Here is a 13,065-nt window from a genome sequence, read left to right on the forward strand (position 1 = left end):
TTACACCTTCCTATCAAAAATACTATTACCATTTTCTTTTACATCTTTGTTACCATAATTAGGACTCATAGGGCTGCTAGTAATTAGGTTCATATTGAAATCAACCCAATCAAGGTTTTCCATTATTAAATCATTGTTTACTTTGTTTCTCAAGGAAAGTTCTTCCATTATATTTGTCATTTCTTCCTTAATATTGGTCAATATTTTATTATCTTCTGGGAATTTTTCTATGACAAAAGAAATAGGAGTGTTTATTGCCACTCCCCAGGTATCTAGAAATCTTTCTCTTTCTTCTTCTAAAAGAGCCATTTGATTTACCAAGACTTCTTCCAGTCTAGTAATTTCTTCTAGTTCCTGTACATTATTAGATATAATTATATCTGTTTTCTTGAAGGATAAATCCCTTAGTTCTATTAAAATCCTTAATTCTTTATTAAGAATTTCTTCTAATTCTTCTTTAAACGTCATTTCTCCACCAACCATTATATTTTTTTATCAAAAGTAATATCTTCAATCATCTTTTCAGCTATTTTCATTCCATCTATTTTATAAGTTCCTGTTTGTACTTGTTTTTTAATATCTTCTACCTTGTCTATTCGTATTTCTTCTAATTCTTTTACTTTCTTTAAAGCGTGTTGAAACTCAATGGCCTGTTCCGATAGTTTAACTTGGTCTTTATCTTTTGTGTTATTGTCTTTAACTTTTTTAACACCAGCGTTTTCATTATACACTTTAAAGACATTGTTAATCTTATTTATTCTCATAAAAAAACACCCCTCTTCCCTTTCAATATTATTATCGGTAAGATAAGGTGTTTCTTTAGCTTTTTTATCTTTTTTTTCCATATTTATCTGCTAATCTAAACTTTTCATCTCTTTTACTTAAGTCTAATTTAGACCTTGCTGCATCTACTACTGCACCAAGTTCTCTTTGTATTCCTGAAGCACATTTATCACAAAATCTTCCTGTCCTAATACTTGTGCCACAGCTTTCACATTCTAATATAAGATTACTTCCTTCTCCTATTTCTAGTCTTCCTCCTCTTAGAAAGTCTATAATCTTTTTTGAATCTACTTCTGTCTTTTCACTAACTTCTTGAATATTTGCCCCTGGACTATCATATAGATATTCTCTTACCTTTTGAAAATCTTCTTCATCATCTCTTCTACAAGTTGGACATACTCTAAATCCATCATAATTATAAATCTTTCCACATCTACTACAGTTCTTTACATTCATCTTTTCACATCCTTTTCTTATAACGAATAGGAAAGTTCCACCTTAATATCCTATATAAAGGGACTTTCCCCAAATGAATTTCAAAATGCTACCTTGTAATGCTTCAACAGAGGTCTTTTTTACTTGAGGTTAGAGCAATGGCTCTGACTTCCCTAGCACCATTATTTATAAGTAGTCTAGCACATTCTTCCATAGTTGCTCCTGTAGTTATAATATCGTCCACTAAGAGTATTTTCTTTCCTTTTATTTCCTTGGGACTTTTTATGTTAAATGAATCTTTAAGATTTGTAACTCTATTTATCTTGGTTAAATGAGATTGTTCCTTTGTCCATTTTGTTTTTATTAAATTCTTCTTAGATAGGGGGATATTTAGCTTTTTTCCTATAAAGCTTCCTAATAGTTCAGCTTGGTTATATCCTCTTATGGCTTCTTTTCTATTATGAAGTGGTATATACATTATTAAATCTATATTCTTATGTATGTTATTCTTTGTTATGGTTTCTATTATAATATCACCAAGAGGCCTATATAGATAGTTTTTTCCGTTAAATTTATAATCCCCTATGATTTCCCTAATAAATCTATTATATCCCATGGAATAGCAGATTCTTTTAATATAGGGGGAATTTAATTCTAGTTCTTTATGGAATATTTCCAACCTTCCATAACAATCTTTGCATATATACCCAGTTATATTACTATTATTCTCTTTACAAAAAAGACAAATATTATTTTTTCTGAATAGCAACATAAATTATTCCTCCATGAAAATAGACATATAGCTTCTAATTTTCTTATCTAAGGCTGAATATCTCTTTGTTATTCTATTATTATTTATCATCATAGATAAATACCGTTCTTCTCCTACTAATACTACTAGTTTTCTTGCCCTTGTAATGGCAGTATATAATAGGTTTCTAGTCAAAAGCATGGGTGGTCCCCATGTAATCGGCATTATAACTACTGGAAATTCTGAACCTTGGGATTTATGTACCGTGGTAGCATAGGCTAATTTCAATTCATCTAATTGATTGAACTCATATTCCACTTCTTTTTCCTCATCAAAGAGAACCTTCATAGTTCTATCTTCTTCATCTATATCTATGATAAATCCAAAATCTCCATTAAATACTCCCTCACCCTTATTTATTTCTATTCCATTTTTCACTGTCTTCCATTCAGTAGTATAATTATTTTTTATCTGCATTACTTTATCGCCAACTCTAAATAATTCTCCACCTATTTCTTTTTCTTCCTTATTATCGCTTTTTGGATTTAAAGCTGATTGCAAATGTTTATTTAGAGAATTAATACCTACATCTCCTTTTTTCATTGGAGTTAGGACTTGAATATCCCTTACTTTATCTACTCCATAAAACTGTGGAAGTCTTTCATTACAAAGTTCTACTACTGTATCTAAAATGGATTTCGTATTGTCTCCCCTTAAAAAATAAAAATCCTTTTCTTTTTTATTTAAGATTGGGTCTTCTCCCTTATTTATTTTATGAGCATTGACTATTATCATGCTTTCTTCTGACTGTCTAAAGATTTCATCTAACCTTACTACCTTAATTGCTCCTGACTCTATTATATCTTTTAATACATTTCCTGCACCTACAGATGGTAATTGATCTATATCTCCCACTAGAACTACTCTAGTTCCTGGATTTAATGCTTTAAGTAAAGAATTCATAAGTAATATGTCTATCATTGAAGATTCGTCTATAATTATTAAATCCCCTTCTATGGCATTGTCTTCGTCTTTTCCAAATGCCATACTTTCTTCTTCCATAAATGAGTATTCTAGTAATCTATGTATTGTTTTTGCTTCTTTTCCTGTGGTTTCTGTCATTCTCTTTGCTGCTCTGCCTGTGGGAGCTGCCAATATAACTGAAAGTTCCAAGTCTTCACATATTTTAATTATGGCATTTATAGTAGTAGTCTTCCCTGTACCTGGACCACCAGTAATTACTACTAGACCGTTTTCTAAGGATTCCTTTATGGCTAATATTTGTTTTTCAGCAAATAGAATAGTTTCTTCTTCCTCTATTCTCTTTATTTCTTTTTCCACATCTATCTTTAATTCATCCAATTTTACCTGAGATAATTGTACTAGTTTTTTACTTACATTATTTTCTGCTATATGAAAAGGAGTATAATAAACCAAAGTATCCTTATTGTCTTTAACTATATGAATACTTCCCTTAAGTCCTAGGTTTCTTATGCCTTCTTCAATTAAATTTTCTTCTGTCTCTAATAATTCTTTAGTATCTGATATTAATTCTTCTTTAGGTACATAGGAATGTCCATTTCCAGCCCATTTCATTATGATATATTTTAATCCAGCTTCTACTCTATGAAGGGATTCCTTATTTATCCCCATTTTTTCTGCAATTTTATCTGCTGTTTTAAAACCTATACCATAGATGTCTTCTGATAATCTATAGGGATTTTCCATTATTATATTTATTGTGTCTTTACCATATTTTTTATATATCTTTATTCCATAGTTTACTGTAATTCCATATTGCTGTAAAAACACCATTATATCTCTTACTTCTCTTTGTTCTTCATAGGCTTCAACTATTGTTTCTAGCTTTTTATCTCCAATTCCGCTGATTTCCCTTAGCTTTTCAGGATTATATTGGATGACTTCCAAGGAATCTAGTCCAAATTTTTCTACTATTCTCTTGGCTGTCTTTGGTCCAATATGAGGTATAAGCCCAGAGGAAAGATAGTTTTCTATTCCCTTTAGTGTAGATGGTACTACTATTTCTAAACTTGTAAAAGCTAATTGTTCTCCATAAGTAGGATGATAAATCCATTCCCCTTCCACTTTTACAGTCTCTTCTAAATTAATAAAGGGAGTATTTCCTACTATGGTAACTGGACCATCAGATGTATTAAGTTTTGCAACTGTATAACCATTAGACTCATTTCTAAATCTAACTTCTTCGATGATACCCTCTAGTAACATATACTCGCCTCCCTTATTGGTTATTCACTGGAGATTTATTGAGAGGGTTATCCTCTCAATAAATCAACTTTGTCTGTTTTCTCCCATGGTAAATCTAAATCTTCTCGTCCAAAGTGTCCATAAGCTGCTAATTGACTATAGATTGGTCTTTTCAGGTCTAGATTTTTTATAATAGCTGCTGGTCTTAGGTCAAAATGTTTTCTTACTAACTCCTCTATTTCTCCATCAGTTATTTTGCCTGTACCAAAAGTATCTACATAAATAGACAATGGTCTAGCTACTCCTATGGCATAGGCAAGACCTACTTCACATTTATCTGCTAATCCTGCTGCTACTACGTTTTTCGCCACATATCTTGCCGCATATGCAGCTGAACGGTCTACCTTTGTAGGGTCTTTTCCTGAAAATGCTCCACCGCCATGTCTTGCATATCCACCGTAAGTATCTACTATTATTTTTCTTCCAGTTAAACCTGCATCTCCCATAGGTCCACCTATTACAAATCTACCTGTAGGATTTACATAGTATTTTGTATTTTCGTCTAATAGTTCTTTAGGAATTATTTCCATTATTACATGATTTATTATATCCTCTCTTATGGTATCTAGGGATACATCTCGGCTATGTTGAGTTGATACTACTACATTTTCTATTCTTACTGGCTTGTCGTTATGGTACTCCACTGTTACTTGAGTCTTTCCATCTGGTCTTAGATATTCTAATGTACCATTTTTTCTTACATCTGTTAATCTCTTAGCTAGTTTATGGGCTAAGGATATAGGTAGTGGCATTAATTCCTTAGTTTCATTACAAGCATAACCAAACATCATCCCTTGATCTCCAGCACCTACTTGGTCTAATAAATCTTTAGAATCTATTTTCTGCTCCAATGCCTTATCTACTCCCATGGCAATATCTCCTGATTGCTCATTTATAGAAGTTAGTACTGCACACGTATCTGAGTCAAATCCATACTTTGCTCTAGTATATCCTATTTTTTCTATGGTTTCACGAGCAATCTTAGGAATATCTACATAACATTTTGTAGTGATTTCACCTATTACTAGTATCATTCCTGTAGTCACTGTAGTCTCACAAGCAACTCTTGCATCTGGGTCCTTTTCTAATATTGCATCAAGTATGGAATCAGATATTTGATCACATACTTTATCCGGATGTCCTTCTGTTACTGATTCAGAAGTAAATAACCATTTTTTCATTAAATTCCCTCCCCTTTTAAGTTTGATGTTGCGTTTGACCTACCATCAACTTACTGACGTTCGCTGTGTTAGGTCATTTCCCGCAGTTTCGCAACTCAAATCTATTTACTCACTATGCTCGTATAGATTTGGTGCTCATTGCGTTTGACCTACATCAGTTCACTGTCATTCACTGTGTTAGGTCATAAAAAAAAACCTTCTTAAAGAAAAGGTCTTAGCATTTGCTTTACCTCATCTTTCAGAACTTAGTTCTGCGGGATTTAGCACCTTGTATATAAAATACTGGTTGCTGGGTTTCGTCGGGCCCGTACCCTCCACCTCTCTTGATAAGGAACTATATTTTTTTATCTACATAACATTTTATCATAGTGAAAAATCCTAGTCAACAGTTTAAAATATTGAAACTACACTATAGGATATAATGGCTACAATAAACCCTGATGATACAACACCTAATGATATGGCTAATAAGGATTTCTTAAAATCAAGTTTTAATATAGATGCTATAACAGAGCCTGTCCATGCCCCAGTAGTAGGTATTGGTACAGCAACAAATATAAATAGTCCTATAAGACTATATTTCTTTATGGTACCTGATTTTTTCATAGCTCTTTTTTTTACCCAGCCTATGGTCTTTGAAAAAATCACCGTCTTTTCAAAGAATAACATTATAGGATGAAGTAACTTCAATAAAAACGGAACTATAATTATATTTCCTATTATCCCAAGGATTGTACTATGTATTGGACTAAGTCCTAAAGATATACCTAAAGGTATAGCTCCTCTTACTTCTATTATAGGCAACATAGAAAAAAGAATTACCATAATCTCTATTCTTAATTCTTCTATTAAATCTAGCATAAATATTCCTCCAAATGTTCCGATATATATATTATACCTTTATTGACCGAAGTTTTTCAATGAATAAATTATCATTTCTATGAAATTTATGATTTGTCTATGGTAATATGATGTATATATGGGATATACTTCCTAAAAATTAATTACAAAAATGACATGGGAGATGGTTACATGAAAAAATTAAAGATTAAGGTGCCAAATTTAAAAAAATTCAAATCTAGTAAATTAAAAAATGAAAAAAGTAAAAGTGTCAGGACAATTAAATTCAAATTAATTGTAGTCCCTCTAGTATTTCTATTTACGACAATATTGGTAATTGAATTAAGTACATCCTATTTATTTAAGAAAAATATATTAAACGCAAAGAAAAACAATGGGTTCCAATTGGCAGATCAAGTGATTAATAGAATGAACGATAATGAAAGCTCCATTACAACTATTACTGAAGTATTGGAGAATAATATGAAAGCTACAGCTAACTCAGTAATAAAATATCAAGATAGTTTAAGTAATGAAGTCCTAGATAATATTAAGGATAGTTCAATTATAGACAATATCTATTGGTATAATGAAAATATGGAAATGATATATTCCACAGTTCGTGAAGATATTGGATGGCGTGTACCTCCTAATCACCCACTGGATACCTTTATGAAAAGTACTGAAATTCAAATGATAGAGGAAATCAGACAAGATGCGGCATCTGAAAATGGCTCTTACTATAAATTTGGAGCAGTAAAGGGAAAAAATGGTGAATTTGTCCAAGTTGCTATTTCTGCCAATAGCATTCACGATTTAACTGAAAAATTTGAATATCAAAAACTTGTAAACGATTTATCTAAGTCTGCTGATATAGCATACGCAGGATTTATAGATCCTAATAATAAAATAATAGCCCATAGTAATAATGAAAAAATTGGTACAGAAATAAGTGACGCAAATATTATTGAAGCGATCAGTGAAAGAAAAGGATATTCCTCCATTATCAATAATGGAGAAGAAGTATATGAATTTGTAGTCCCTGCAAATATAAATGGAAGATTTTTAGGTGCTTTAAATATAGCTTTATCTATGGAAGATACTAATGCTGCAATTAATAGAAATATGATTATTGTTTTTATAATAGGTCTTACTTCTTTTATTATATTGGGAACCATATTATTTATCACATCTAGAACCATTGCCAGTAGTCTAAACATAGCAAAGAATCATTTAAATGTAATGGCATCTGGAGATTTTACTCATATACTTTCTCATAAATTCCTGAGTCAAAGAGATGAGTTTGGAGAGATTTCTAATTCCTTAGGAAATCTACAGAGCTTTATTAAAAAGATTATTGGTGATATGTATGGTGCATCTAGTGATTTAAAACTTGCATCAGAAAAATTAGCTTCTACCAGTGCCCAAACAACAATGGTGTCTCAAGAAATTGCCAATACCGTTCAAGAAATAGCACATGGAGCTTACGACCAAGCTCGAGATACAGAAAAAGGTGCTATGACTATAAATGTATTGGGAGAGCTCATAGAAAAAAATCAACAATACGTTGAGGAACTAAATAAAACTACAGATGAAGTTAGGGCCTTAAAGGATGAAGGCAGCGAAATAGTTAAAGAATTAGTAGAAAAAACTAAAATAAATCAAGATTCGGTAGAAGAAATAAATCGAATCATTTTAAATACAAATAATAGTACAGAAAAAATTCACAAAGCTAGTTATATGATCCAAAATATAGCTAGGGAAACAAATCTTTTAGCTCTTAATGCTGCTATTGAAGCCGCTCGTGCTGGTGAACATGGTAGAGGCTTTGCAGTTGTTGCAGATGAAATCCGTAAACTAGCTGAAAACTCCAATGAATTTACTAAGGAAATAGTAAATATAATAGAAGATTTGACACAGGAAACAGAATATGCTGTAAATAATATTGAAAAAGTAAGAGAAGCTACAGAGTTACAAAGGGTAAGTGTAGAAAATACTAATGATAAATTTGAAGGTATCGCAGATGCCATTGAAAAAATTGGAATGGCCATTGAATATGTGATTTCTTCTGGTGACGAAATGAATAGTAAAAAAGAAGACATAATAAATATTATTGAAAATCTATCTGCTATTTCAGAAGAAAATGCTGCGGGTACTCAGGAAACTTCCGCATCTGTTGAAGAACAAATTTCTGCCATGGCAGAAATTGAACTTGCATCAAAGGATTTACTAAATTTATCAGAGGAAATGTATAAAGAAATATCAAAATTTAAATATTAACTCTAAGAACAGGACAGAAAATATAAGATTTTTTGTCCTGTTTTAAATTTTATTTTACTATTTATCAAATTTATAGAGATTTATTCAGATATATATAGATATACTCCGAATTACCAACGTAATCCTTAATACTCATTGAATATCTATGTTTTCTCCTATATATGGCCTATTTTAACCTATTGCATTTTTATCCAATCCATCGTATACTATAATAGTCGAACGAGAGACAACAAGACAAAAGCAGTTAAACAAATGTCGGGGTGTAGCGCAGTTTGGTAGCGCACGTGGTTTGGGACCATGGGGCCGGGGGTTCAAATCCTCTCACCCCGACCATCAAAAGATTGATCTATAGGAAATCCTATAGATCTTTTTTTTAATTTTTGAGACAAAATTAAAAAGTAAGGTCCGTAATGGTTCTGAGCAATATGTTTGTTTATAAAAATCCATTACGGACCTTATAAATTAAAAACATATTTTTTCGAAATCTATTTACGAACCTCACACTTATACTACAAATTTGGTAAAATATCACTCCACATAGAAATTCGAGCCAGCTTCTTCTTTCATTTCTAAGATAAAGAAAAGTCCTGCTCTATCTTTGGAGTTATATTGTGTAACATCCTCAGACATATGACCCGAACTCATTTGCAACAAATACTGAATAGTTATTTTTTCAGAACCTGAATAAGCAATATCCTTATATTCCGGAAAAAAATCCAACACATAATCTGACAACTGGAAGCGGCCTTCACTTTCTGCAATACCGACTCCAATAGATACAAAGGTTTTCGATGCAGAATAGAGATTTTCTCTATTATTGCTTCGGAATCGATGCTCTGCCAAAGTTTATCCATTCTGATAAACATGAATGCCATATACACCCAACTTTTTTTCAATCACAGAAAGTCGAAAATCTGATAACAGTCCCATTTTAACTCCCCTTATAAGTAAAATATAAATTTTCTTATCTACATATCTTTTCATTTTTACGAATTACTTATATAGAAATTATACCATATATATTATATTTACTATGATATATATGATATAATAAACATTTCACTTTCCTATTTAGTATTATAAGAGTTAAATTTTTGTTTAATTCTTTTTTGTCTCTTGGTCAATAGTCATTTGTTCCTAACTTGTAACATAATTGTAACCCAATTGATATATTTAACCTATATAATAATACTTGAGACAAGCAATCTTAGGTAGATTAGGTAAAAAAGGTAAATTATAACGAGGTGATTTAATGAGAAAAAATATTAAGAAAGTTTTTGTATCTATTTTAGCTGCTACAACTATATTTACTTCAACTGGTCCAGCTCTTGCTGCTAAAATTACTGTAAATATGCCATACTCCATATATGAAAATGTTGAGAAAACCAATATTTCTTCTGGAGTAGTTTATGAAAAGATAATGCGTTTCACTACTTCTGGATGGTGGAATATAAACGTACTTAGAGTTAATTTATTAGACCCTTATACTGAACTCAAAGGTCTATTTAATCCAAATGGTATTCCAAGCAGGGACAAGGTCAGTTCCTTAGTGGAGAAGCACGATGCTGTAGCTGGAATAAATGGAGACTATTTCAACTATACTCCACTGCCATCTTCCCTGGGAACTTTAATTAATGATGGTACTATAATATCTTCTCCCATAGAAAGGGACTATGCCCTTCCTAGCTTTTTTGTAGATTTTTTAAATAATGCTAAGATAGACTATATGGATAGAAGTATGGTAGCTACTAATTTATCTAGTGGAAAGAAAGTTATTATAAATGCAATAAATAAGATAACTACTAACTTTGATGTTTTAACTCTTTTAGATAAAAACTGGGGTGCTAAATCCATAGGAAATAAATTTCATTCAGATTTAGTAGAGGTTGTAGTAGAGGATAATGTAGTAACAGATGTGAGAATTGGCAAAGAGGCAGTTAACATACCTCAAAACGGATATGTTTTAGCTGTAAGAGGAGAAGAAAGAATGCAAGGATTAGATCAATTTGCCATAGGAGATTCTATAGATCTTCAATTATCAACTTCCCCAAGCACTGACGAGATTAAGTTTGCCATCGGTGGTGGAAGTATTATACTTAAAGACGGAGAATTATCCCTTACAAATATTAACTCTCAAGGAAATGCTCCTAGGACTGGAATCGGTATTAGTCAAGATGGAAAGGAAATTATTTTAGTAACTATAGATGGAAGAGATAACTCCTTTAAAGGAGTTAGTCAAGAAATGTTTGGCGCAATCCTAAGGGAATTAGGGGCATATAATGGTCTAAACTTAGATGGCGGCGGTTCAACTACTATGGCAATAAAGCCAATAGATGAGAAAAAGGCTACTGTAGTAAATAAACCATCTGAAGGCACTGAAAGACTTGTAGTAAATGGAGTTGGAGTATTTTCCAACGCTCCAGTAGGAGAATTATCCTATATTAAGGTATCAACAGATGATTCTAATATGTTTTTAAACACTTCAAGGAATTTTACAGTAAAAGGATATGACGAGTATCATAATCCAGTTGCATTAGATGAATCTAAATTAGTCTTTTCCCATGAGGGTATAGAAGGAATTATAGAAGGCAATAGCTTTAAGGCTCTTTCAGAAGGCAAAGCTACTATTACTGCTAACTATGATGGTATAATTGCTTCTACTGAAGTTAAAGTATTAGGACCTGTTAAAGATTTAAGTACTGATTTATCTAATTTTTATGTAGATTTGAATAGCGAAAAAGCTCTACCTGCTTTTAGCGGTAGAGATGCCCATGGATATCAAGCTAAAGTTTATTCTAAAGATATTGAATTTACAACTATAAACGATATCGGCACTGTAACTAATGGAGTGTTCCATAGTGGAGATAAATCTCTGGCTGGAGTTTTAACTGCTAAGCTAGGAGATGGAGTTAGAAACATTGTAGTAACTATAGGTAGTGATGGTAAATTAATTGAAGGCTTCGAAAATATCAATAATATAAAGTTTACACCTCAGCCTAGTACAGTGAGTGGTAGTATAAATTTAAGTCAAGAGGCAAAGGAAGGTAAATCCTCTGTAGCTTTAAAATATGATTTCTCTGGAGACACTGGTACTAGAGCAGCATACCTTAACTTCATGGCAGGAGAAAAAGCTGGACTAGCTGTAAATGGTATGCCAAAGAAATTTGGCCTATGGGTTAAAGGTGATGGCAGTGGTACATGGTTAAGAGGCACTATAAAGGATAATAAAGGTGAGACTCATACTATAGATTTTACGAAAAACATAGACTTTGATGATTGGAGATTTGTAGAGGCAGCTATTCCATCCAACGTTTCCTATCCTATAGTTTTAGAAAAAATTTATCCTGTGGAAACAGATGGGCTGAAGAAACCAGCAGGAGAAATATTACTTGATGGACTAACAGCTTTCTATCCACCAGCTTTAGGTAATGTAGTATTACCTACACCTAGTTCATTAAAGGATGATAAAAATGTTAAATCTAATGTTGAAAATGAAGGCTTTACTTTTGCCGTAGCAGCAGAACCAAAGAAATTAAATGATCTTGTGAAATATGATGCTAGTTCAAAAATTAAAGCTAGAATAAATAAAAGTAAAATAGCTGTTTTCTTAAATAGTGTATCAAATGAATTTGCAAATGGATTAAATAACTATGCAAGAATAGATGCATCAAGTGGCTATAAAAAAAATAAACATAAAGATCTTGTTTTCATAAGTGTAAATACTGATAAGAAAGGTATTAGAGCAACTAATTCTAATCAGTGGAATAATTTGAAAAATGATTTAGCCAATATACAGGAAAGTAATATTGTTCTATTCTTAACTACTCCAGTGTTTGGAAGTAATGGATTTACAGATAAATTAGAAGCAGATTTACTTCATAAATATTTAGTAGAAGCTAGAGAAAGAGATAAAAGTATATTTGTAGTCCATGGTGGAAGTTCCAATACTTCAGATTTAAAAGATGGTATAAGATATATTGAATTAAATACAAAAACACCAGCAAAAGCTGATGATATATATGATTTAGGTATTGTAGAGTTTGTAGTAAATGGTTCAAAAGCCACTTATACAATTTCCCCCTTATTTGAAAGACCAGGAGTAAAGGTGAAGTAAAAATAACTCCGATTTCTGAAGCCAGGCTTCAGAAATCGGAGTTATTCCTTATTTATCTACAACTCAATATTTCCTTTTTTAAACTGCTCATAGAGCATCTTTGCTATACCTATACCATTATCCCCGTTAGACATTTCTTTAGACAATTCTTCTAAGTACATTTCCTCAAATACTCGAGTTCCTTGAGATTTTTCTATGAATCCATCATCTGGAATAGATTTTTTCATTTCCTTTAACATCATATAGGTAAATATGCTTTCAAACTCCTTGCATACATCCATTAATTCCTTATCTTCACTATTAGCTTTCAGGTTTTCTGCCCTTTGTTTAATTGCTGAAGGGTCTTTACCTACATTTATAATATTATTATTTGGTAATATATTCATTTAATCACC

11 protein-coding genes, 1 tRNA gene and 1 riboswitch are annotated in these 13,065 nt (G+C 31.8%); of the genes, 3 read left to right on the forward strand and 9 right to left on the reverse strand.

What is annotated here, in order from left to right; translation table 11 throughout:
- The 7 genes from RBU61_RS14965 to RBU61_RS14995 form a co-directional block, all read right to left on the reverse strand.
- Positions 1 to 468, reverse strand: a complete 468-nt coding sequence (locus tag RBU61_RS14965; protein ID WP_308876374.1) for a flagellar protein FlgN — start codon at positions 466 to 468, stop codon at positions 1 to 3.
- 14 nt (positions 469 to 482) lie between these two features.
- Entirely contained in the window at positions 483 to 845 is a 363-nt protein-coding gene (flgM, locus tag RBU61_RS14970) for a flagellar biosynthesis anti-sigma factor FlgM (RefSeq protein WP_308876376.1), read from the reverse strand.
- On the reverse strand, positions 829 to 1,239 hold the full coding sequence (locus RBU61_RS14975) for a TIGR03826 family flagellar region protein (protein ID WP_308876378.1): 411 nt from the start codon (positions 1,237 to 1,239) through the stop codon (positions 829 to 831). The genes flgM and RBU61_RS14975 overlap by 17 nt, the downstream gene beginning before the upstream one ends.
- A 103-nt stretch (positions 1,240 to 1,342) precedes the next feature.
- Positions 1,343 to 1,990 (reverse strand): ComF family protein, encoded by a 648-nt coding sequence (locus RBU61_RS14980; RefSeq protein WP_308876380.1) that lies wholly within the window; start codon positions 1,988 to 1,990, stop codon positions 1,343 to 1,345.
- 3 nt (positions 1,991 to 1,993) lie between these two features.
- Entirely contained in the window at positions 1,994 to 4,216 is a 2,223-nt protein-coding gene (locus RBU61_RS14985; RefSeq protein ID WP_308876382.1) for an ATP-dependent RecD-like DNA helicase, read from the reverse strand.
- 47 nt (positions 4,217 to 4,263) lie between these two features.
- Positions 4,264 to 5,436: a methionine adenosyltransferase gene (metK, locus tag RBU61_RS14990; RefSeq protein ID WP_308876384.1), complete on the reverse strand. Its 1,173-nt coding sequence runs from the start codon at positions 5,434 to 5,436 to the stop codon at positions 4,264 to 4,266.
- A gap of 228 nt (positions 5,437 to 5,664) precedes the next feature.
- Positions 5,665 to 5,769: riboswitch (SAM riboswitch) on the reverse strand.
- A 57-nt stretch (positions 5,770 to 5,826) separates the two neighbouring features.
- Positions 5,827 to 6,297, reverse strand: a complete 471-nt coding sequence (locus RBU61_RS14995; RefSeq protein WP_308876386.1) for a small multi-drug export protein — start codon at positions 6,295 to 6,297, stop codon at positions 5,827 to 5,829.
- A 171-nt stretch (positions 6,298 to 6,468) separates the two neighbouring features.
- On the opposite strand from RBU61_RS14995, the gene RBU61_RS15000 reads away from it, so the two are divergent.
- On the forward strand, positions 6,469 to 8,556 hold the full coding sequence (locus RBU61_RS15000) for a methyl-accepting chemotaxis protein (protein WP_308876388.1): 2,088 nt from the start codon (positions 6,469 to 6,471) through the stop codon (positions 8,554 to 8,556).
- 256 nt (positions 8,557 to 8,812) lie between these two features.
- A tRNA-Pro gene (locus tag RBU61_RS15005) sits at positions 8,813 to 8,889 on the forward strand.
- Positions 8,890 to 9,084: 195 nt separating this feature from the next.
- Here the strand turns inward: RBU61_RS15005 and RBU61_RS15010 are convergent.
- Entirely contained in the window at positions 9,085 to 9,399 is a 315-nt protein-coding gene (locus tag RBU61_RS15010) for a serine hydrolase (protein ID WP_308876390.1), read from the reverse strand.
- Between the two features lie 409 nt (positions 9,400 to 9,808).
- Between RBU61_RS15010 and RBU61_RS15015 the strand changes: the two genes are divergently transcribed.
- A complete protein-coding gene (locus RBU61_RS15015) occupies positions 9,809 to 12,670 on the forward strand; it encodes a phosphodiester glycosidase family protein (RefSeq protein ID WP_308876392.1) in 2,862 nt (953 codons plus the stop codon).
- 56 nt (positions 12,671 to 12,726) lie between these two features.
- Here RBU61_RS15015 and RBU61_RS15020 read toward each other — a convergent pair whose 3' ends face one another.
- Positions 12,727 to 13,056 (reverse strand): rod-binding protein, encoded by a 330-nt coding sequence (locus RBU61_RS15020; protein WP_308876394.1) that lies wholly within the window; start codon positions 13,054 to 13,056, stop codon positions 12,727 to 12,729.
- Between the last annotated feature and the right edge of the window lie 9 nt (positions 13,057 to 13,065).

The organism is Tissierella sp. MB52-C2, assembly GCF_030931715.1.
Lineage (GTDB): Bacteria > Bacillota > Clostridia > Tissierellales > Tissierellaceae > Tissierella.

Coding starts and splice junctions, on each gene's coding strand:
- metK (WP_308876384.1), bottom strand. CDS start 5,436: ATGAAAAAATGGTTATTTACTTCTGAATCAGTAACAGAAGGACATCCG.
- RBU61_RS14985 (WP_308876382.1), bottom strand. CDS start 4,216: ATGTTACTAGAGGGTATCATCGAAGAAGTTAGATTTAGAAATGAGTCT.
- RBU61_RS15020 (WP_308876394.1), bottom strand. CDS start 13,056: ATGAATATATTACCAAATAATAATATTATAAATGTAGGTAAAGACCCT.
- RBU61_RS14975 (WP_308876378.1), bottom strand. CDS start 1,239: ATGAATGTAAAGAACTGTAGTAGATGTGGAAAGATTTATAATTATGAT.
- RBU61_RS14980 (WP_308876380.1), bottom strand. CDS start 1,990: ATGTTGCTATTCAGAAAAAATAATATTTGTCTTTTTTGTAAAGAGAAT.
- RBU61_RS15000 (WP_308876388.1), top strand. CDS start 6,469: ATGAAAAAATTAAAGATTAAGGTGCCAAATTTAAAAAAATTCAAATCT.
- RBU61_RS14965 (WP_308876374.1), bottom strand. CDS start 468: ATGACGTTTAAAGAAGAATTAGAAGAAATTCTTAATAAAGAATTAAGG.
- flgM (WP_308876376.1), bottom strand. CDS start 845: ATGGAAAAAAAAGATAAAAAAGCTAAAGAAACACCTTATCTTACCGAT.
- RBU61_RS15015 (WP_308876392.1), top strand. CDS start 9,809: ATGAGAAAAAATATTAAGAAAGTTTTTGTATCTATTTTAGCTGCTACA.
- RBU61_RS14995 (WP_308876386.1), bottom strand. CDS start 6,297: ATGCTAGATTTAATAGAAGAATTAAGAATAGAGATTATGGTAATTCTT.